Source organism: Pseudomonas sp. SID14000 (genome assembly GCF_002165135.1).
Classification (GTDB): domain Bacteria; phylum Pseudomonadota; class Gammaproteobacteria; order Pseudomonadales; family Pseudomonadaceae; genus Aquipseudomonas.
Genome location: NZ_NFZQ01000006.1, coordinates 62,826 through 83,350, shown reverse-complemented (window position 1 = coordinate 83,350; position 20,525 = coordinate 62,826). Strand labels below are relative to the sequence as shown.

General features: G+C 63.1%; 15 protein-coding genes. 6 read left to right on the top strand and 9 right to left on the bottom strand.

The window, feature by feature from the left end; translation table 11 throughout:
- Nucleotides 1–9 precede the first annotated feature (9 nt).
- Nucleotides 10–1,269, bottom strand: a complete 1,260-nt coding sequence (locus CAY82_RS10600; RefSeq protein WP_087501142.1) for a hypothetical protein — start codon at nucleotides 1,267–1,269, stop codon at nucleotides 10–12.
- Nucleotides 1,270–1,340: 71 nt separating this feature from the next.
- Nucleotides 1,341–1,808, bottom strand: a complete 468-nt coding sequence (locus CAY82_RS10595; protein ID WP_170931063.1) for a DUF1289 domain-containing protein — start codon at nucleotides 1,806–1,808, stop codon at nucleotides 1,341–1,343.
- Nucleotides 1,809–2,214: 406 nt separating this feature from the next.
- Between CAY82_RS10595 and acnB the strand changes: the two genes are divergently transcribed.
- On the top strand, nucleotides 2,215–4,824 hold the full coding sequence (gene acnB / locus CAY82_RS10590) for a bifunctional aconitate hydratase 2/2-methylisocitrate dehydratase (RefSeq protein ID WP_087501140.1): 2,610 nt from the start codon (nucleotides 2,215–2,217) through the stop codon (nucleotides 4,822–4,824).
- 176 nt (nucleotides 4,825–5,000) lie between these two features.
- On the opposite strand, the gene prpD is transcribed toward acnB, so the two are convergent.
- The 6 genes from prpD to CAY82_RS10560 all read right to left on the bottom strand — a co-directional run bounded on the left by prpD (nucleotide 5,001) and on the right by CAY82_RS10560 (nucleotide 13,641).
- On the bottom strand, nucleotides 5,001–6,485 hold the full coding sequence (gene prpD / locus CAY82_RS10585) for a 2-methylcitrate dehydratase (protein ID WP_087501139.1): 1,485 nt from the start codon (nucleotides 6,483–6,485) through the stop codon (nucleotides 5,001–5,003).
- Between the two features lie 162 nt (nucleotides 6,486–6,647).
- Nucleotides 6,648–7,838, bottom strand: coding sequence for a 2-methylaconitate cis-trans isomerase PrpF (gene prpF / locus CAY82_RS10580; protein ID WP_087501138.1), 1,191 nt, complete (start codon nucleotides 7,836–7,838; stop codon nucleotides 6,648–6,650).
- Nucleotides 7,839–7,972: 134 nt separating this feature from the next.
- Nucleotides 7,973–10,561, bottom strand: coding sequence for a Fe/S-dependent 2-methylisocitrate dehydratase AcnD (gene acnD / locus CAY82_RS10575; RefSeq protein ID WP_087501137.1), 2,589 nt, complete (start codon nucleotides 10,559–10,561; stop codon nucleotides 7,973–7,975).
- A gap of 169 nt (nucleotides 10,562–10,730) precedes the next feature.
- Nucleotides 10,731–11,858 carry a 2-methylcitrate synthase gene (gene prpC / locus CAY82_RS10570; RefSeq protein ID WP_087501136.1) on the bottom strand — a complete coding sequence of 376 codons (1,128 nt, stop codon included), beginning with the start codon at nucleotides 11,856–11,858 and terminating at the stop codon, nucleotides 10,731–10,733.
- A gap of 179 nt (nucleotides 11,859–12,037) precedes the next feature.
- Complete coding sequence (prpB, locus tag CAY82_RS10565; RefSeq protein ID WP_003259689.1) at nucleotides 12,038–12,928, bottom strand: methylisocitrate lyase; 891 nt, start codon at nucleotides 12,926–12,928, stop codon at nucleotides 12,038–12,040.
- Complete coding sequence (locus CAY82_RS10560; protein ID WP_013971909.1) at nucleotides 12,925–13,641, bottom strand: GntR family transcriptional regulator; 717 nt, start codon at nucleotides 13,639–13,641, stop codon at nucleotides 12,925–12,927. Before CAY82_RS10560 ends, prpB begins: the two co-directional genes overlap by 4 nt.
- Nucleotides 13,642–13,970: 329 nt before the next feature.
- Between CAY82_RS10560 and CAY82_RS10555 the strand changes: the two genes are divergently transcribed.
- The 5 genes from CAY82_RS10555 to CAY82_RS10535 all read left to right on the top strand — a co-directional run bounded on the left by CAY82_RS10555 (nucleotide 13,971) and on the right by CAY82_RS10535 (nucleotide 19,394).
- Complete coding sequence (locus CAY82_RS10555; protein ID WP_051097772.1) at nucleotides 13,971–14,507, top strand: ATP-dependent zinc protease; 537 nt, start codon at nucleotides 13,971–13,973, stop codon at nucleotides 14,505–14,507.
- 5 nt (nucleotides 14,508–14,512) lie between these two features.
- The gene (locus tag CAY82_RS10550) at nucleotides 14,513–16,048 is read left to right on the top strand and encodes an inactive transglutaminase family protein (protein ID WP_025338437.1); all 1,536 of its coding nucleotides are present in this window, start codon (nucleotides 14,513–14,515) and stop codon (nucleotides 16,046–16,048) included.
- Nucleotides 16,048–17,028 (top strand): alpha-L-glutamate ligase-like protein, encoded by a 981-nt coding sequence (locus CAY82_RS10545; RefSeq protein WP_063914025.1) that lies wholly within the window; start codon nucleotides 16,048–16,050, stop codon nucleotides 17,026–17,028. Before CAY82_RS10550 ends, CAY82_RS10545 begins: the two co-directional genes overlap by 1 nt.
- Nucleotides 17,029–17,200: 172 nt before the next feature.
- A complete protein-coding gene (gene pabB / locus CAY82_RS10540) occupies nucleotides 17,201–18,544 on the top strand; it encodes an aminodeoxychorismate synthase component I (protein ID WP_087501135.1) in 1,344 nt (447 codons plus the stop codon).
- Nucleotides 18,545–18,659: 115 nt separating this feature from the next.
- Nucleotides 18,660–19,394, top strand: a complete 735-nt coding sequence (locus CAY82_RS10535; RefSeq protein ID WP_087501134.1) for a phosphoadenylyl-sulfate reductase — start codon at nucleotides 18,660–18,662, stop codon at nucleotides 19,392–19,394.
- A gap of 122 nt (nucleotides 19,395–19,516) precedes the next feature.
- On the opposite strand, the gene cysB is transcribed toward CAY82_RS10535, so the two are convergent.
- Entirely contained in the window at nucleotides 19,517–20,491 is a 975-nt protein-coding gene (gene cysB, locus CAY82_RS10530; RefSeq protein ID WP_087501133.1) for an HTH-type transcriptional regulator CysB, read from the bottom strand.
- Nucleotides 20,492–20,525 lie beyond the last annotated feature (34 nt).

Below are 20,525 nucleotides of genomic sequence, written 5' to 3'. Positions count from 1 at the left end.
CACCCGCCCCTAGAACCTGGCTGAGGTTTCCACCACCTGCACGGCCAGGGATCCTTCGTCACCCAGCTCCTCCGTACCCAGCCGGCGCTCGCTACGATCGGCCAGCTTCATGACTCGGCCACTGCTGTGCCTGAGTTTCACGTTGGTCACTGTTGCCCCCACCTGCAGGGCAACCGGGTCCAACCCGTCCAGATGCCAGAGAAAATCCGCCTTCGCACGATCCGACTGCCAGCGCTGCGCCAGGCTTGTGGTCCAGCCCTGCTGTTTGCGCAGCGTGAAATTCAGGCGCCGACCACGCTCGTCAAGCGGCCAGATCTCATACGCATACTCCCCGTTCTCGATGTAGGCAGCAAACCAGAAACGCTCGCATGCCGGGCGGGTTTCATCGCCGCGCCAGCGCGTGCTCAAAACATCGGTCTGCTCCACACTCAACCTTGCCCTCGGGTTCCACTCCCAGCCCTCGTCAAAGCGAGCTGCCACCAGGCCCTGCAGGCCGTCCGTCGAGCCGGTCGAGGCGGCTGGTATCGGGTCGGGCCGCCACCACAAACGGGCGATGAAGCTGTGCTCTGCCTTGAACGCATAACTACTGCCCGTACGCTGCAGGCCCGAACCCCAAGCGACCTCACGCGCTTCATGGGCGTAGTCCAGTACTTCCAGGGCCATCAGACCTGGCTGGCCGGTCAGTGTGTTTATCAGCCTCGCCCCTTGGTTGGAGAAGCGCCTGGCCCGTTGCCCGGCGGCGTTGACCAGAACAACATTGCATAACCGCGCCCCGCGCTTGATGTCCTTGTGGTTGATACCCGACAAGTTCCACAGGTGCTGCGGGTCAGTCAGACGCTGGCGCCCGGCCGGCGCCTCGCGCTGGTCCTTGACGCCTGCATAGCCTGACAGCGTACTCGAGTTACTGTGGACGATCCGGTTCAGCGGTTTCCAGTTCCGGTCATAGGGCCGCATTTCATAGCGCAGCGTTGCCCCGGTCCGGTCCGAACCGCTGACATAGGCGCCAAACCAGAACAGCTCGCCATAAACATGACTGGACGAGGTGAAGTTCCCCGGCTCCAGCCTCAATGGCCCGGAGCCCTCGGGCTCGGCCCGCAGATACCTGTACCAGTGGTCGTTGTGAATCGCGGCCCCACCATAATGCAGCCACATGGGAGCAAGCTTGGCGGTCGAAGCGTCCCACTGGTCGGGGTGCAGGAATTCATCGCTCAGCTGCCACCAGCAGCGGGCCAGAAAAGAAAATTGCGGATGGTAGACATAGTCACTCATGGGCGTTTCCTGAACATGGGAAACGCCGGACACTACGCGAGCAATGCCATCCTGAATCAGCAGGAAACGGCCTACTCCAAAGCCTGCTGCAGGAAGGCCGGGGCGATGTAGCGCTGGTAATGCGCCTCGGACAGCAAGAAGAACTCCCGGTCGATGGCGTCGCGCAACTGCGGCAGCTCCCAGTCGCGAAACTCCGGCAGCAGCACCATGCCATAGGCTTCCAGGTCACGGATCATCCGCGCCCCGCGGGCAATCAGCTGGTACGCCCAGCAATATTCCGACTGCTGCTCGACAAAGCGAATGGAACGCTGCTCCAGTTGCTGGCGCAGCAGCCCTTTGTCGAACACCTCCACCTTGGCCATCATCACCTGCACCAGCAACTGCTCCAGACGCAGCCACACGGCGCGCTTTTGCGCATCGTCGTAGCCGTTCCAGTTGATCACTTCATGGTGAAAACGCTTGCAGCCACGGCACACCGTGTCTCCGTACACCGTGGAGCACAGGCCGACGCAAGGGGTCTTGATGGACTTGTTGGACATGAAAAACAACAGCTTGGCGGTGGAACACGGGCTCATGTTAGCCCTTTGTCTAACCAGGGTCACTCGTTAAAGTCATCTTCGCCGCCTTACCTTCGGGCATTTTTTGCCGTAGAATCATCCCGCCTTTTCAAAGGCAACAATGTCCGTTGGAAGCTGTTTTCAAAGCGTCACGAGCACAGTTCATCCGGTAGAACGGCGTTGGCCCGGGCCATGCATCCCTCGCATGCCCGTGCCAGCCCTCATCAGCTCCCCGTTCTGCTGGCGTAAAACTTTGAAAGCAGCTTCTGTAAGGATTCTTTGCGACCCTGGTTGGGCGGCCCACAAAGCCGTGGCAGCGCATGGGTGCATTGAATGCTGGATGAGCGTCCCGGACTCCCTTTAGGGACCACTGATGAGGGTAATAACTGTGCTTGAAGCCTACCGCAAACACATCGAAGAGCGTGCCGCCCTGGGCATCGTGCCCCAGCCGCTGAACGCCGAACAAACTGCAGGCCTGGTCGAGCTGCTGAAAAACCCGCCGGCCGGCGAAGAAGCCTTCCTCGTAGACCTGATCACCCACCGCGTACCACCAGGGGTCGACGAAGCTGCCTACGTCAAGGCCGCTTTCCTCTCTGCCGTCGCCAAGGGCGAAACCAAGTCGCCTCTGATCGACCGCAAGCACGCCACCGAACTGCTGGGTACCATGCAGGGCGGCTACAACATCGAAACGCTGGTCGCACTGCTGGATGACGCCGAACTGGGCGCCGTCGCGGCCGAACAGCTCAAGCACACCCTGCTGATGTTCGATGCCTTCCACGATGTGGCCGAAAAAGCCAAGGCCGGCAACGTTCACGCCAAGGCCGTGCTGGAATCCTGGGCTGCCGGCGAGTGGTTCACCTCGCGTCCGGCCATTGCCGACAAATACACCCTGACCGTGTTCAAGGTGCCTGGCGAAACCAACACCGACGACCTGTCCCCTGCCCCGGACGCCTGGTCGCGCCCTGACATCCCGCTGCACGCCCTGGCCATGCTGAAAATGGCCCGCGACGGCATCGAGCCGCAGCAGCCTGGTTCGGTCGGCCCATTGGCCCAGATCGAAGCCGTCAAGGCCAAGGGTTTCCCGGTTGCCTACGTCGGTGACGTGGTCGGTACCGGTTCCTCGCGTAAATCCGCCACCAACTCGGTGCTGTGGTTCTTCGGCGACGACATCCCGTACGTACCGAACAAGCGCGCCGGTGGCTTCTGCTTCGGCACCAAGATCGCCCCGATCTTCTACAACACCATGGAAGACGCCGGCGCCCTGCCGATCGAATTCGACTGCACCAACCTGGCCATGGGCGACGTCATCGACGTTTACCCGTTCAAGGGCGAAGTGCGCCGTCACGGTAGCGACGAGCTGGTCACCTCTTTCGAGCTGAAAACCGAAGTGCTGCTGGATGAAGTCCGCGCTGGCGGCCGCATCCCGCTGATCGTCGGCCGTGGCCTGACCGAAAAAGCCCGCGCCGAGCTGGGCCTGGGTACTTCCGAACTGTTCAAGAAGCCAGAGCAGCCTGCCGATTCGGGCAAGGGCTTCACCCTGGCACAGAAAATGGTCGGCCGTGCCTGCGGCCTGCCGGAAGGCAAGGGCGTGCGCCCAGGTACTTACTGCGAGCCGAAGATGACCACCGTCGGTTCCCAGGACACCACTGGCCCGATGACCCGCGACGAGCTGAAAGACCTGGCGTGCCTGGGCTTCTCCGCTGACCTGGTGATGCAGTCGTTCTGCCACACCGCGGCCTATCCGAAGCCAATCGACGTCACCACCCACCACACCCTGCCAGACTTCATCCGCACCCGTGGCGGCGTGTCGCTGCGCCCGGGCGACGGTATCATCCACAGCTGGCTGAACCGCATGCTGATGCCTGACACCGTGGGTACCGGTGGAGACTCGCACACCCGCTTCCCGATCGGCATCTCGTTCCCGGCCGGTTCCGGCCTGGTGGCCTTCGCCGCCGCCACCGGCGTCATGCCACTGGACATGCCAGAGTCCGTGCTGGTGCGCTTCAAGGGCAAACTGCAGCCAGGCATCACCCTGCGTGACCTGGTCCACGCCATCCCTTACTACGCCATCCAGAAGGGCCTGCTGACCGTCGAGAAGAAGGGCAAGAAGAACATCTTCTCCGGCCGCATCCTGGAGATCGAAGGCCTGAACGATCTGACCGTCGAGCAAGCCTTCGAGCTGTCCGACGCCTCGGCCGAGCGTTCCGCTGCCGGCTGCACTATCAAGCTGCCAGAGAAGGCCATCGCCGAGTACCTGCAGTCCAACATCACCCTGCTGCGCTGGATGATCGGCGAAGGCTACGGCGATGCCCGCACCCTGGAGCGCCGCGCCCAGGCCATGGAAGCCTGGCTGGCCAAGCCTGAGCTGCTGTCGGCCGACGCCGATGCCGAATATGCCGAAATCATCGAAATCGACCTGGCCGAAGTGAAAGAGCCTGTGCTCTGCGCGCCGAACGACCCGGACGATGCCCGCCTGCTGTCTTCGGTACAGGGCGAGAAGATCGACGAAGTATTCATCGGTTCGTGCATGACCAACATCGGTCACTTCCGCGCTGCCGGCAAACTGCTGGACAAGGTCAAGGGCGGTATCCCGACCCGTCTGTGGCTGGCTCCGCCAACCAAGATGGACGCTCACCAGCTGACCGAAGAAGGCTACTACGGCATCTACGGCAAGGCCGGTGCGCGCATGGAAATGCCAGGCTGCTCGCTGTGCATGGGTAACCAGGCACGTGTGCAGACCGGTTCGACCGTGGTCTCCACCTCGACCCGTAACTTCCCGAACCGTCTGGGCGACGCCACCAACGTGTACCTGGCATCGGCCGAGCTGGCTGCTGTCGCTTCGATCATCGGCAAGCTGCCGACCGTCGAAGAGTACATGCAGTACGCGAAAGACATCGACAGCATGGCTGCCGACGTTTACCGCTACCTGAGCTTCGACCAGATCGCCGAGTTCCGCGAAGCGGCAGCCAACGCCAAGATCCCGGTGGTTCAGGCGTAAGCTGAGTTGTAAGATGTAAAAGAAAGCCCCGGCAGAAATGCCGGGGCTTTCTTGTTTCAACCTGTACCGGCCTTTTCGCGGCTAAAGCCGCTCCCACAGGGCCCCCACAGTTTTCCAGGGCTGTACAGGACCTTGTGGGAGCGGCTTTAGCCGCGAAGAGGCCAGCACAGACAACCTCAGATCACAAACAGATCCACAAACCTGTGCACCGCCATCTGTTCCAGCTTCTGCTGGTCCTTGCACACATCCACAATCTCCCCGCACCGCTGCCGCGCAAAGCGCGTCGCCAGGTTGTCCCTGAACTTGGCCTCCAGCAACGGTATGCCCTCCCCTCGCCGCCGGCGATGCCCGATCGGGTATTCCACCACCACCTGCTCGGTACTGCTGCCATCCTTGAAGAACACTTGCAGTGCGTTGGCGATCGAGCGCTTGTCCGCCTCCAGGTACTCACGGCTGAAGCGCGGGTCTTCAACCACCTCCATCTTCTCACGCAGGCGGTCGATGCTTGGGTGGTTGGCATGGAAGGCATCTTCATAATGCTCGGCCACCAGATGACCGAAAATCAGCGGCACTGCCACCATGTACTGCAGGCAGTGGTCGCGGTCAGCGGCATTGGCCAGCGGACCGCTCTTGGAAATGATGCGGATCGCCGACTCCTGGGTGGTGATGACGATACGGTCGATTTCGTGCAGGCGGTTACGCACCAGTGGGTGGAGGGCTACCGCCGCCTCGCAGGCAGTCTGAGCGTGGAACTCGGCAGGGAAACTGACCTTGAACAGCACGTTTTCCATCACATAGCTACCCAGGGCCTGCGGCACGCGCAGCTCTTGCTGCCCGGCAGGCTTGAGCGCCAGGTCCTTGTTGGTGTGGCTGAACAGCACATCGTAGAAGCCCCACTGTGGCGCGGTGAGCACGCCCGGCACACCCATCTCGCCACGCAGGGCGATATCGGCCAGGCGCACGCCACGGCTGGAAGCGTCACCAGCGGCCCACGATTTGCGCGAGCCAGCGTTGGGTGCATGGCGATAGGTACGCAGCGCCTGGCCGTCGACGAAGGCATGGGAAAGAGCGCTCAGCATCTGCTCACGGTTGGCCCCCATCAGCCTGGCACACACCGCGGTTGAGGCCACCTTGACCAGTATCACGTGGTCGAGGCCAACGCGGTTGAAGGCGTTTTCCAGCGCCATCACGCCCTGAATCTCGTGAGCCATGACCATGGCTTCGAGCACATCACGCATCAGCAGCGGTGCCTCACCTGCGGCCACGTGCTTCTGCGACAGGTGATCGGCAACGGCCAGGATTCCGCCAAGGTTATCCGAGGGGTGGGCCCACTCGGCGGCCAGCCAGGTATCGTTGTAGTCCAGCCAGCGCACCGTGCAGCCGATGTCCCAGGCGGCCTTGACCGGGTCGAGGCGATAGGCGGTGCCGGGGACGCGCGCACCATTGGGCACCAGGGTGCCTTCCACCTGGGGGCCGAGCAGCTTGGTGCATTCAGGAAAGCGCAGGGCTAGCAGGCCGCAGCCGAGGGTATCCATCAGGCAGTTGCGCGCGGTGTCCAGGGCTTCGGCGGATTCGACCCGGTACGTGAGGGCGTAGTCGGCGAGGGTTTGCAACACCCGGTCGTAGTCCGGGCGGGCGTTGAGGTCTACGTTGGCGCTCATATGCAGCTCCGTTCAGAATTGCCGGGGCCGCTTCGCGCCCCTTTCACGACACAAGGCCGCTCCCACAACAGGAGTACACCGCCCGCCATGTGGGAGCGGCCTTGCGTCGCGAAAGGGCTGCGCAGCAGCCCCAACCAACTAAAGCCGAGCGCCAGTGGTGCGTTAGAAGCTATCGCCAGGCACGCGAACCCAGCCCTCCATCAGCACGCGAGCACTGCGGCTCATGATTGCCTTGGTCACTGTCCATTCGCCATTCACCTGGCGCGCCTCGGCCCCCACCCGCAGGGTGCCCGAGGGGTGGCCGAAACGCACGGCGCTGCGCTCGCCCCCGCCTGCCGCGAGGTTGACCAGCGTGCCTGGAATGGCTGCCGCGGTACCGATGGCCACCGCGGCTGTACCCATCATTGCATGGTGCAGCTTGCCCATCGACAAGGCACGTACCAGCAGGTCGATATCACCCGCCTGCACCGCTTTGCCACTGGACGCAGTGTAGGTGTTCGGCGGCGCGACGAAAGCTACTTTCGGCGTGTGCTGACGCCCGGCAGCCTGATCGACGTTGTCTATCAGCCCCATGCGCACGGCGCCATAGGCGCGAATCGTCTCGAAGCGCAACAGCGCCTGAGGATCGCCGTTGATAGCGTCCTGCAGTTCGGTGCCGGTGTAACCGATATCCGCCGCGTTGACGAAGATGGTCGGGATACCAGCATTGATCAGGGTCGCCTTGAACGTACCGACGCCCGGAACCTCAAGGTCATCGACCAGATTGCCGGTGGGGAACATCGCCCCGCCGCCGCCATCTTCGTCGGCCGCCGGGTCGAGGAACTCCAGCTGCACCTCGGCAGCCGGGAAGGTCACCCCGTCCAGCTCGAAGTCGCCGGTTTCCTGCACTTCACCTTCGGTGATCGGCACATGGGCAATGATGGTCTTGCCGATGTTGGCCTGCCAGATGCGCACGGTAGCAATGCCATTGCGCGGAATGCGTGCGGGGTCTACCAGGCCGCTGCTGATGGCGAACGAACCGACCGCGGCGGAGAGGTTGCCGCAATTACCGCTCCAGTCGACGAAGGCCTTGTCGATGCTGACCTGGCCGAACAGGTAGTCGACATCGTGCTCAGGCTTGATGCTTTGCGACAGAATCACGGTCTTGCTGGTGCTCGAAGTGGCGCCGCCCATGCCGTCGATCTGCTTGCCGTACGGGTCGGGGCTGCCGATCACCCGCAACAGCAGTGCATCGCGGGCTGGACCGGGGATCTGCGCCTGCTCGGGCAGGTCTTGCAGGCGGAAGAACACGCCTTTACTGGTGCCGCCACGGATGTAGGTGGCGGGGATTTTTACTTGCGGTACATGTGCCATGTTCAATTCCTGTCTTGCATAGCCCCCTGTGGGAGCGGGTTCACCCGCGAAAGCGTCCGATCAGAAAACAATGTTGTATCTGCCGATGCATTCGCGGGTAAACCCGCTCCCACAGAGGACCGCGCTGCTCTTGATTAAGCGGTCGCTTCGAGGAAGTCCTGGGCAAAGCGCTGCAGCACCCCGCCGGCCTCGTAGATCGATACCTCCTCGGCGGTGTCCAGGCGGCAGGTCACCGGTACCTCCAGGCGCTCGCCGTTGGCGCGGGTAACCACCAGGGTCAGCGTCGCCCGCGGCGTGCGTGCACCCAGCACGTCATAAGTCTCGCTGCCGTCCAGACCAAGGGTCTTGCGGTCGGTGCCCGGTTTGAATTCCAGCGGCAGTACACCCATGCCCACCAGGTTGGTACGGTGAATACGCTCGAAGCCTTCAGCGACGATCGCCTCGACACCGGCCAGGCGCACACCCTTGGCCGCCCAGTCACGGGACGACCCCTGGCCGTAGTCGGCACCGGCGACGATGATCAGCGGCTGCTTGCGCTCCATGTAGGTCTCGATCGCCTCCCACATGCGGGTGACCTTGCCCTCAGGCTCGATACGCGCCAGCGAGCCCTGCCTCACGCTGCCGTCTTCCTTGCGCACCATTTCGTTGAACAGCTTGGGGTTGGCGAAGGTGGCGCGCTGGGCGGTCAGGTGGTCGCCACGGTGGGTAGCGTAGGAGTTGAAGTCCTCCTCCGGCAGGCCCATCTTCGCCAGGTACTCACCGGCAGCGCTGTCGAGCATGATGGCGTTGGACGGCGACAGGTGGTCGGTAGTGATGTTGTCCGGCAGCACCGCCAGGGGGCGCATGCCGCGCAGGGTACGCTCGCCGGCCAAGGCCCCTTCCCAGTACGGCGGGCGGCGGATGTAGGTACTCATCGGACGCCAGTCGTACAGCGGCGCCACCTTCGGCCCACGATCTTCCTCGATGGCGAACATCGGGATGTACACCTTGCGGAACTGCTCCGGCTTGACCGCGGCACGCACCACGGCGTCGATCTCTTCGTCGCTGGGCCAGATGTCCTTTAGGCGGATTTCCTTGCCATCGACCACACCCAGCACATCCTTCTCGATGTCGAAACGGATAGTACCGGCGATGGCGTAGGCCACTACCAGCGGCGGCGAGGCAAGGAAGGCCTGCTTGGCATACGGGTGGATACGCCCGTCGAAGTTGCGGTTGCCCGATAGCACGGCAGTGGCGTACAGGTCACGGTCGATGATCTCTTGCTGGATCACCGGGTCCAGGGCGCCGGACATGCCGTTGCAGGTGGTGCAGGCGAAGGCGACGATGCCAAAGCCGAGCTGTTCCAGTTCCTTTTCCAGCCCCGCCTCCTCCAGGTACAACTGCACGGCCTTGGAGCCAGGCGCCAGCGACGACTTGACCCACGGCTTGCGGGCCAGGCCCAGCTTGTTGGCGTTGCGTGCCAACAGGCCTGCGGCAATCACGTTACGCGGGTTGCTGGTGTTGGTGCAGCTGGTGATGGCGGCAATGATCACCGCGCCATCAGGCATTTGCCCCGGCACTTCTTCCCAGCTGCCGGCGATGCCTTTGGCCGCCAGGTCGCTGGTCGCGACACGGGCGTGTGGATTGGACGGGCCGGCCATGTTACGCACCACGCTCGACAGATCGAAGCTCAGGGTGCGCTCGTAGACGGCGCCGCCGAGGCTGTCGGCCCACAGGCCGGTAGCCTTGGCATAGGTTTCCACCAGCTTGACCTGCTGCTCTTCGCGACCGGTCAGGCGCAGGTAGTCGATGGTCTGTTGGTCGATGGCGAACATCGCCGCGGTAGCGCCATATTCCGGGGCCATGTTGGAGATGGTGGCACGGTCGCCCAGGGTCAGGGCACGAGCACCCTCGCCGTGGAACTCCAGGTAGGCGCCGACTACTTTCTGCTTGCGCAGGAATTCGGTCAGGGCCAGCACCAGGTCGGTGGCAGTGATGTTCGGTGCCAGCTTGCCGGTCAGCTCGACACCGACGATTTCCGGCAGGCGCATCCACGAGGCACGGCCGAGCATCACGTTCTCGGCTTCCAGGCCACCCACGCCGATGGCGATCACGCCCAGGGCGTCGACATGCGGGGTGTGACTATCAGTGCCGACGCAGGTGTCCGGGTAGGCCACGCCACGGTCGTTGTGGATCACCGGCGACATCTTCTCCAGGTTGATCTGGTGCATGATGCCGTTGCCAGGCTGGATCACGTCGACGTTCTTGAACGCCTTCTTGGTCCAGTTGATGAAGTGGAAGCGGTCTTCGTTGCGGCGGTCTTCGATGGCGCGGTTCTTTTCGAAGGCCTGTGGGTCGAAGCCACCGCACTCGACGGCCAGCGAGTGGTCGACGATCAGCTGCACCGGCACCACAGGGTTGACCTGGGCCGGGTCGCCGCCTTTGTCGGCGATGGCGTCACGCAGGCCGGCGAGGTCGACCAGCGCGGTCTGGCCGAGAATGTCGTGGCACACCACGCGGGCCGGGAACCACGGGAAGTCGAGGTCGCGCTTGCGCTCGATCAGCTGACCCAGCGAGGCGTCGAGGGTGGCCGGGTCGCAGCGGCGCACCAGGTTTTCGGCGAGTACGCGAGAGGTGTAAGGCAGGCCATCGTAGGCGCCGGGCTTGATGGCCTCGACCGCCGCGCGGGCATCGAAGTAGTCCAGGTCGGTGCCTGGCAGGTGCTTGCGGAATGCTGTGTTCATATCGTTATCAGGCTCGGTCACGGTATTCGGGGGCAGGTGCGGCTCAGGCCTCGGGGGCGCTACGCGCCCCTTTCGCGACACAAGGCCGCTCCCACAGGTACTGCGCCGTCCCTGCGGGAGCGGCCTTGTGTCGCGAAAGGGCTGCGCAGCAGCCCCAGCGATCTATGACTCAGCGCTGCTCGATCGGCACGAACTGGCGCTGCTCGACGCCAACATACTCGGCGCTTGGGCGGATGATGCGGTTATTGGCCCGCTGTTCGAAGACGTGCGCCGCCCAGCCGGTCAGGCGCGAGCAGACGAAGATCGGGGTGAACAGCTTGGTCGGGATGCCCATGAAGTGGTACGCCGAGGCATGGTAGAAGTCGGCGTTGGGGAACAGGCGCTTCTGCTCCCACATGGTCTTGTCGATGGCTTCGGAAACCGGGTACAGCACCTTGTCACCGACCTCGTCGGCGAGTTGCTTCGACCAGCCCTTGATCACTTCGTTGCGCGGGTCGGACTCTTTGTAGATGGCATGGCCAAAGCCCATGATCTTGTCCTTGCGCTCGAGCATGCGCAGCAGCTCGGCAGTGGCTTCCTGCGGGCTCTGGAAGCGCTCGATCAGCTCCATCGCCGCCTCGTTGGCGCCGCCATGCAGCGGGCCGCGCAGCGAACCGATGGCGGCGGTGATGCAGGAGTACAGGTCGGAAAGGGTCGAGGCACAGACGCGGGCGGTGAAGGTCGAGGCGTTGAATTCGTGCTCGGCGTAGAGGATCAACGACACGTTCATGACCTTGACGTGCAGCTCGCTCGGCTTCTTGCCGTGCAGCAGGTGCAGGAAGTGGCCACCGATGGTGTCTTCGTCGCTGGTGCAGTCGATACGCACGCCGTCGTGGGTGAAGCGGTACCAGTAGCACATCACCGCCGGGAACAGCGCCAGCAGGCGGTCGGTCTTGTCGCGCTGAGCCTCGAAGGTCAGTTCGGGCTCCAGGGTGCCCAGCACCGAGCAACCCGTGCGCATCACATCCATCGGGTGGGCGTCACGCGGGATGCGCTCGAGCACTTCCTTCAGGGCTTGCGGCAGGTCACGCAGGCCCTTGAGCTTGCGCTTGTAGTCGGCCAGTTCGGCTTTGCTCGGCAACTCGCCGTACAGCAGCAGGTAGGCAACTTCTTCGAACTCGGCACCGGCGGCCAGGTCACGAACGTCGTAACCACGGTAGGTCAGCCCGGCACCGGCCTGGCCCACGGTCGACAGCGCGGTCTGGCCGGCCACCTGGCCGCGCAGGCCTGCACCACTGAGTACTTTTGCTTCGGCCATGGTGTTTCTCCTTTCTTGAACTTGTTATGGAAATCTGGCTAATCGTTGAAACCTGGGTCGCCCCCTTCGCGGGTAAACCCGCTCCCACAGGGGTCCACAGGCATCAAGCATCACGCCGTACTTGTGGGAGCGGATTCACCCGCGAAGAGGCCAGCCGCTCCAACGCAAATCTTTGACCTTCAGCCCTTCTTCTGGGCAAACAGCGCATCGAGGCTCTGCTCGAAGGCGTGGTAACCAATGGCATCGTAGAGCTCCATGCGGGTCTGCATGGTGTCGATCACGTTCTTCTGCGTGCCGTCACGGCGCAGCGCGGTGTACACATTCTCGGCCGCCTTGTTCATGGCGCGGAACGCCGACAGCGGGTACAGCACCAGCGACACGTCGACCGAGGCCAGTTCCTCGGTGGTGTACAGCGGCGTGGCGCCGAACTCGGTGATGTTGGCCAGGATCGGTGCCTTCACCCGGTCGGCGAAGGTCTTGTACATCTGCAGTTCGGTGATGGCTTCCGGGAAGATCATGTCGGCACCGGCTTCGACGCAGGCGGCAGCGCGGTCCAGGGCGGCGTTCAGGCCCTCGACGGCCAGGGCGTCGGTACGCGCCATGATCACGAAGCTGTCATCGGTACGGGCATCGACTGCGGCCTTGATGCGGTCGACCATTTCCTGCTGGCTGACGATTTCCTTGTTCGGGCGGTGGCCGCAGCGCTTGGCGCCAACCTGGTCCTCGATATGGATGGCAGCAGCGCCGAACTTGCTCATCGAGCGCACGGTACGGGCGACGTTGAAGGCAGAAGCACCGAAACCTGTGTCGACATCCACCAGCAGCGGCAGGTCGCACACGTCGGTGATGCGGCGCACATCGGTGAGTACATCGTCAAGGCCGCTGATGCCCAGGTCCGGCAGGCCCAGCGAACCGGCGGCGACGCCGCCACCGGACAGGTAGATGGCCTTGAAGCCGGCGCGCTTGGCCAGCAGGGCATGGTTGGCGTTGATGGCGCCAACCACCTGCAGCGGATGTTCAGCGGCAACGGCGTCGCGGAAACGCTGACCGGGGGTGCTCTTCACAGTCATTTCTCACCTCGTGGGCTATTGTTGTGGGCGTCCAGATAGTGACGCTCGATATTGCGCTTGGACGCGCCGATGTGGCGGCGCATCAGGAGTTCGGCCAGCTCACCGTCACGGTCGGCGATGGCGTCAAGAATGCGGTGGTGTTCGGCAAAAGCCTGGCGTGGCCGGTTGGGCGTGGCGGAAAACTGGATGCGGTACATGCGCACCAGCTGGTACAGCTCGCCGCAGAGCATCTTGACCAGGGTCTGGTTGCCGCTGCCCTGGATGATCCGGTAATGGAAGTCGTAGTCGCCTTCCTGCTGGTAGTAGCCCAGCCCGGCCTGGAACGCGGCATCACGCTCGTGGGTATCGAGCACCCGGCGCAGTTCGTCGATATCGGCCTGGCTCATGCGTTCGGCGGCCAGGCGGCAGGCCATGCCTTCCAGTGATTCGCGAATTTCGTACAGTTCGATCAGTTCGGCGTGGTTGAGCGACACCACCCGCGCTCCCACATGCGGCACGCGCACCAGCAGGCGCTGGCCTTCGAGGCGGTGGATGGCCTCGCGCAGCGGCCCGCGGCTGATGCCGTAGGTGCGGGCCAGCTCCGGTTCGGAGATCTTGCTGCCGGGGGCGATATCACCCTTGACGATGGCCGCTTGAATGCGCCTGAAGACGTTTTCGGACAAGGTTTCCGTTTCGTCTGTCAACACGGGGCTGGGGGTGGATAGGTCCTGCATATTGTCGACACCTTGCAAATCTCTTCGCCAGAAATTAGCTAATTAGACCACGACAGTCAAAGACAAAATGAATATTGTCGACAATCGTCTAAGAACGAACTAACCCCGGCCCGCCGCTGTCAGATCGCGCACCGCTGGCGTCAAGACGCCGCCGTGATAGAATGCCGCGCCTCCGATGGAGTATGGATAGCCTGTCTGTCATCCATTCATGCTGTTGACAGATGAACGAGGAAGCTTGCGCAGTCGCTGCCAGTCGCCTTGCCCTGAACACGGCTCTGAACATGGCTTTGAAAATAGCCCCGAACCTTGCACTGCACCGCGCCAGGAATATGAGACTTACACCCGTATTATTGCTGCTCTGCCTCACCCTGCTTCCGGCCCTTGGCCAGGCCGCAGGCAAGACCGTATACGGTCTCAACGAATATGCACGCCTGGGCGACCTGGACCTGGAAGTGGCCGCCAAGCTCGACACCGGTGCCAAGACCGCGTCGCTCAGCGCCCGCGACATCAAACGTTTCAAGCGCAACGGCGAAAGCTGGGTGCGCTTCTACCTGGCCATCGACGCCGCCCATTCGCACCCCATCGAACGCCCGCTGGCACGCGTAAGCAAGATCAAGCGCCGGGCCGGCGACTATGATGCTGAATCGGGCAAGGCCTACACTGCACGCCCGGTCATCGAACTTGAAATCTGTATGGGCCAGGCCGTGCGCACCATCGAAGTCAACCTCACCGACCGCAGCGCCTTCCAGTTCCCGCTGCTGATCGGCTCCGAGGCGCTCAAGCACTTCGACGCGCTGGTCGACCCAAGCCTTAAATATGCGGCCGGCAAACCTGCCTGTGCCACCGACGCTCCCAAAGCAGAGTAATCCCGATGCGCTCTCTTACCCTCCATCTGAAAGTCCTGATCACCGTGCTGGTGCTGTTGGGCGTGGCGGTCACGGCTTATCAGATCTTCGTACTCGGCATCCCGGTAACCGAGGATGAAACCGACGACCTGTGGAACATCGACGCCAAGGTCGAGTTCGTGGCCAGCACCAAGGATCCGGTCAAGGTGCAGATGTTCGTGCCACCGCTGAACCGCGACTATGTCAGCCTCAACGAGAGCTTCATCTCCAACAACTACGGGGTGAGCGTCAACCGTGCCGACGGCAACCGCAAGGTCACCTGGTCGGCCCGCCGCGCCAGCGGCAACCAGACCCTCTACTACCGCCTGGTGCTGACCAAGCGCTACAGCAACGAGAAGACCACGGTCAAAGGCCCGACCTTCCGTGACAGCCTGGCAGTGGAAGGCCCCGAGAAGATCGCCGCCGAAGCACTGATGGCACCTATCCGCCAGCACTCGGCCGACGTCGAGACCTTCGTCAGCGAGACCATCAAGCGGGTCAACAATCTCAACGACGACAACGTCAAGCTGCTGCTGGCCGGCGATACCACGGCCATGAAGAAGGCCCAGGTCATCGACCTGCTGTTGTCGATCGCCCACGTGCCGATGGAGAAGGTACACACCATCCGCCTGGTAGCCGACACCCCGCAAACCCCGGAGCTGTGGCTGCGCAGCTTCAACGGTACCGACTGGCTGTACTTCAACCCGGATACCGGCGAGCAGGGCCTGCCCAGCGATCGCCTGCTGTGGTGGACCGGTGACGATAACCTGATCACCGTCGATGGTGGCAAGAAGGCCAACGTCACCTTCAGCATGAACAACAGCGAGATGAACGCCATCCGCCTGGCCAAGCTGACCGACGAGAATACCGACGCCGACTTCCTCGAATATTCGCTGTACGGCCTGCCGCTGCAGACCCAGCAAACCTTCATGATCATGGTGATGATCCCGATCGGCGTGCTGGTGATCCTGGTGCTGCGTAACCTGGTCGGCCTGCAGACCCTGGGTACCTTCACCCCAGTGCTGATCGCCCTGGCCTTCCGCGAGACCCAGCTGGGCTTCGGTATCGTGCTGTTCACGGTAATCACCGCCCTGGGCCTGTCGCTGCGCTCGTACCTGGAACACCTGAAGCTGCAGATGCTGCCACGCCTGTCGGTGGTACTGACCTTCGTCGTGGTGCTGATCGCCGCCATCAGCCTGTTCAGCCACAAGCTGGGGCTGGAGCGCGGGCTGTCGGTGGCGCTGTTCCCGATGGTGATCCTGACCATGACCATCGAGCGCCTGTCCATCACCTGGGAAGAGCGTGGAGGCGGCCATGCCATGAAAGTGGCCATCGGCACCCTGTTCGCCGCTTCCCTGGCGCACCTGTTGATGATGGTGCCGGAGCTGGTGTACTTCGTGTTCACCTTCCCGGCCGTGCTGCTGATCCTGGTGGGCTTCATGCTGGCGATGGGCCGTTATCGCGGCTACCGCCTGACCGAGCTCGTGCGCTTCAAGGCATTCCTGAAGAAGGCTGACGCCTGATGTTTGGCCTGATCAAGACGTGGAAAGCCCTGGAGGCCCGGGGCATCATGGGTATCAACCGGCGCAACGCGGACTACGTGTTGAAGTACAACAAGCGCCACTTGTACCCGATCGTCGACGACAAGATCATCACCAAGGAGCGCGCCCTGGCGGCCGGCATCCATGTGCCGGAAATGTACGGCATCATCGAGACCGAGAAAGAGATCGAGAAGCTCCACCAGATCATTGGTGGGCGCAGCGATTTCGTCATCAAGCCGGCGCAGGGCGCCGGTGGTGACGGCATCCTGGTGATCGCCGACCGCTTCGAGGACCGCTACCGCACGGTGTCGGGCAAGATCATCAGCCACGAGGAGATCGAGCACCAGATCTCGAGCATCCTCACCGGCCTGTATTCGCTGGGCGGTCACCGCGACCGCGCGCTGATCGAGTACCGGGTCACCCCCGACCAGATTTTCAAGAGCATCAGCTACGAAGGCGTGCCGGACATACGCATCATCGTGCTGATGGGCTACCCGGTGATGGCCATGCTGCGCCTGCCGACCCGCCAGTCCGGCGGCAAGGCCAACCTGCACCAGGGCGCCATCGGTGTGGGTGTCGACCTGGCCACCGGCGTGACCCTGCGCGGTACCTGGCTGAACAACATCATCAGCAAGCACCCGGACACCACCAACGCGGTGGATGGCGTGCAACTGCCGAACTGGGACGGCTTCATGAAGCTGGCCGCCGGCTGCTACGAGCTGTGTGGCCTGGGCTACATCGGTGTCGACATGGTGCTGGACCAGGACAAGGGGCCACTGATTCTCGAGCTCAACGCCCGCCCCGGCCTGAACATCCAGATCGCCAACGACTGCGGCCTGACCCAGCGCACCCACGCCATCGAGGCGCACATCGAAGCGCTGGCCAAGGATGGCATCAGCGAAGATGCCGAACAGCGCGTGCGGGTATCGCAAGGCTTGTTCGGGCACGTGCATCCGCGCTAGCAACCCGGGGCCGCTTTGCGGCCCATTCGCAGCACAAGGCTGCTCTCTGTAGGAGCAGCCTTGTGCTGCGAATGGGCTGCAAACACAATGCTGAATGTCGCCCCAGTGCTAGGCGCATTTCCTGCACAGGTCTACAATCGCCCTCCTCGCTTTTACATCGCCGTCCACACTGATGCCGACCTGTACGCTCCACCCCCTGCCCTACCAGCCCGACCCTGCCGCCTATTTTGCCCACCTGCGCCAGGCTCCCGGTGCGATCCTGCTGGACAGCGCCCGCCCCGGCGCCGAGCGCGGCCGTTTCGACCTGCTCAGCGCCTGGCCACTGCAACACTTGCAGGCGCAACACAACGAAGATGGCCGCGCCTTCCTCCAGCGCCTGCGTGCCGGCCTGGCGCAACTGGGCCACGCGCAGCTGCCCGCAGGCAGTGAGCTGCCGTTCGCCGGCGGCCTGATCGGCTACCTGAGCTATGACTTCGGCCGCCGCCTGGAACACCTGCCCAGCCTGGCCGTGGACGACCTCGGCCTGCCTGACGCGCAACTGGGCCTGTATGCCTGGGCGCTGGTCACCGACCACCAGTGCGCGACCAGCCAACTGGTGTTCCACCCGAGCCTCTCGGGCAGCGAACGCGAACGCTTGATCGCCCTGTTCGAAGGTGTCGACAAAACTGAAAGCGGCAGCTTCCAGCTACTCGCGCCGATGGCCGGCGATCTGCAGCCCGAGCAGTACAAGGCTGCCTTCGACCAGGTGCAGCAATACATACAGGCCGGCGACTGCTACCAGATCAACCTGACCCAGCGCTTCCGCGCACCCTGCCAGGGCGACCCATGGCACGCTTACCAGGCTCTGCGCAAAGCCTGCCCCACCCCCTTCTCCGGCTACCAGCAACTGGCCGACGGCAGCGCCCTGCTGAGCTTTTCGCCCGAGCGCTTCATCCGCGTCAGCAAGCGCCAGGTGGAAACCCGCCCGATCAAGGGCACCCGTCCGCGCGCCAGCAACCCGGCCGAAGACGTGCGCAATGCCGAGGAATTGCTGCATAGCCCCAAGGATCGCTCGGAAAACCTGATGATCGTCGACCTGCTGCGCAACGACCTGGGACGCACCTGCGAGATCGGCTCGGTGAAGGTGCCGGAGCTGTTCAGCCTGGAGAGCTACCCCAACGTGCACCACCTGGTCAGCAGCATCACCGGCCAACTGGCCAGCGACAAGGACGCCCTGGACCTGATCGGCGACAGCTTCCCCGGAGGCTCGATCACCGGTGCGCCGAAGATCCGCGCCATGCAGATCATCGACGAACTGGAGCCGGCGCGCCGGGCGCTGTACTGCGGCTCACTGCTTTACGTGGACGTGCGCGGCGAGATGGACAGCTCGATTGCCATTCGCAGCCTGCTGGTCAAGGACGGACAGGTCAGCTGCTGGGGTGGCGGCGCAGTGGTGGCCGACTCCGAATGGCAGGCCGAGTATGAAGAGTCGATTGCCAAGGTGCGGGTGCTGATGGAGACCTTGCAGGGCTTGTGATCGGCGGCGCCCGCGAAGGGCCAGACACCGATATCAGCCCGTCTACCCCGCCATTTTTTGTTACCATCACCTTACTACGAGCGCACAGCGCCACAGCCACGATGGAAACCGCCTGATGAGCCAACCCTTCGACGTCGCCGCCCTGGCCGCGACCTATGCCAACAAGTCCCCACAGGACATCCTCAAGCTCGCCTTCGAGCACTTCGGTGATGACCTGTGGATCTCCTTCAGCGGCGCCGAGGATGTGGTGCTGGTGGACATGGCCTGGAAGCTGAACAAGCAGGTCAAGGTGTTCAGCCTCGACACCGGCCGCCTGCACCCGGAGACCTACCGGTTCATCGACCAGGTCCGCGAGCAGTACAACCTGCCGATCGAAATCCTCAGCCCCGACCGCGCCAAGCTCGACCCGTTCGTCAAGGAAAAGGGCCTGTTCAGCTTCTACAAGGACGGCCACGGCGAGTGCTGCGGCATCCGCAAGATCGAGCCGCTGCGTCGCAAGCTGGCCACCGTGAGCGCCTGGGCCACCGGCCAGCGCCGCGACCAGAGCCCGGGTACCCGCAGCCAGGTGGCGGCAATCGAGATCGACAGCGCCTTCTCCACCCCCGAGCGCACCCTGTACAAGTTCAACCCGCTGGCGCAGATGACCAGCGAGGAAGTGTGGGGTTATATCCGCATGCTGGAGCTGCCGTACAACAGCCTGCACGAACGCGGCTTCATCAGCATTGGCTGCGAGCCCTGCACCCGTCCGGTGTTGCCAAACCAGCATGAGCGCGAAGGCCGCTGGTGGTGGGAAGAGTCGACGCAGAAGGAATGCGGGTTGCACGCGGGCAACCTGATCAGCAAGGCTTGAAATAGCCGGGGCTGTTTCACAGCCCATCGCGACACAAGGCCGCTCCTACAGGGGAATGTGATCTCCTGTAGGAGCGGCCTTGTGTCGCGATGGGCCGCAAAGCGGCCCCCTGCAATTCCGGATCAGTGCACCGGCAGCTCGACGCCCTCGAACAGGTCTTCCAGCTCCTGCTTGTTGTGGCACTGAATGGCCTTGGCCATCACTTCACGGGTCAGGTGCGGGGCGAACTTCTCGATGAAGTCGCACATGAAGCCGCGCAGGAAGGTGCCACGGCGGAAGCCGATCTTGGTAATGCTGGCTTCGAACAGCTCGCTGGCATCCAGGGCCACCAGATCGCTGTCGAGCTTGGTGTCCACCGCCATCTTGGCGACGATCCCCACGCCCAGCCCCAGACGTACATAGGTCTTGATCACGTCGGCGTCAGCCGCCGTGAATACCACTTTCGGCGTCAGGCCCCGGTGATTGAACGCTTCGTCCAGCTTCGAACGCCCGGTGAAACCGAACACGTAGGTAACGATCGGGTATTCGGCGACCGCCTCCAGGGTCAGTTTCGGCAGTTTGGTCAACGGATGGCCCTGCGGTACCACCACGCAGCGGTTCCACTTGTAGCACGGCATCATGATCAGGTCGCCGAACAGTTCCAGGGCCTCGGTGGCAATAGCGAAATCGACCGTACCGTCCGCGGCCATCTCGGCAATCTGCATGGGTGACCCCTGGTGCATGTGCAGGGACACTTCCGGGTACTGCTTGATGAAGCTGCTGATCACCGGCGGCAAGGCATAACGCGCCTGGGTGTGGGTGGTAGCGATGGACAGCGTGCCCTTCTTCTCGTTGGAGAACTCCTGGGCAATCTGCTTGATGCTTTCGACCTTGCGCAGGATCTCGCCGGCGGTATTGATGATGCGCTCACCGGCCGGAGTGACGCGAGTCAGATGCTTGCCACTGCGGGCAAAGACTTCAACACCCAGCTCATCCTCGAGCAGGCGGATCTGCTTGCTGATACCCGGCTGGGAGGTATACAGGCTTTGCGCCGTCGCGGAGACATTGAGGTCGTGGTGCGCCACTTCCCAGATGTAGCGCAGTTGTTGAAGCTTCATAGGTTCCCCTCGGTTCAGCGATGAGTCCGCGGCA

What these genes read in the sequence shown, in the direction of transcription:
- CAY82_RS10555 (WP_051097772.1), top strand. Translation starts at nt 13,971, where the DNA reads ATGAGACTTACACCCGTATTATTGCTGCTCTGCCTCACCCTGCTTCCG.
- CAY82_RS10550 (WP_025338437.1), top strand. Translation starts at nt 14,513, where the DNA reads ATGCGCTCTCTTACCCTCCATCTGAAAGTCCTGATCACCGTGCTGGTG.
- cysB (WP_087501133.1), bottom strand. Translation starts at nt 20,491, where the DNA reads ATGAAGCTTCAACAACTGCGCTACATCTGGGAAGTGGCGCACCACGAC.
- prpD (WP_087501139.1), bottom strand. Translation starts at nt 6,485, where the DNA reads ATGAGCGCCAACGTAGACCTCAACGCCCGCCCGGACTACGACCGGGTG.
- prpC (WP_087501136.1), bottom strand. Translation starts at nt 11,858, where the DNA reads ATGGCCGAAGCAAAAGTACTCAGTGGTGCAGGCCTGCGCGGCCAGGTG.
- CAY82_RS10595 (WP_170931063.1), bottom strand. Translation starts at nt 1,808, where the DNA reads ATGTCCAACAAGTCCATCAAGACCCCTTGCGTCGGCCTGTGCTCCACG.
- acnD (WP_087501137.1), bottom strand. Translation starts at nt 10,561, where the DNA reads ATGAACACAGCATTCCGCAAGCACCTGCCAGGCACCGACCTGGACTAC.
- pabB (WP_087501135.1), top strand. Translation starts at nt 17,201, where the DNA reads ATGCCGACCTGTACGCTCCACCCCCTGCCCTACCAGCCCGACCCTGCC.
- CAY82_RS10560 (WP_013971909.1), bottom strand. Translation starts at nt 13,641, where the DNA reads ATGCAGGACCTATCCACCCCCAGCCCCGTGTTGACAGACGAAACGGAA.
- CAY82_RS10600 (WP_087501142.1), bottom strand. Translation starts at nt 1,269, where the DNA reads ATGAGTGACTATGTCTACCATCCGCAATTTTCTTTTCTGGCCCGCTGC.
- prpB (WP_003259689.1), bottom strand. Translation starts at nt 12,928, where the DNA reads ATGACTGTGAAGAGCACCCCCGGTCAGCGTTTCCGCGACGCCGTTGCC.
- CAY82_RS10545 (WP_063914025.1), top strand. Translation starts at nt 16,048, where the DNA reads ATGTTTGGCCTGATCAAGACGTGGAAAGCCCTGGAGGCCCGGGGCATC.
- CAY82_RS10535 (WP_087501134.1), top strand. Translation starts at nt 18,660, where the DNA reads ATGAGCCAACCCTTCGACGTCGCCGCCCTGGCCGCGACCTATGCCAAC.
- prpF (WP_087501138.1), bottom strand. Translation starts at nt 7,838, where the DNA reads ATGGCACATGTACCGCAAGTAAAAATCCCCGCCACCTACATCCGTGGC.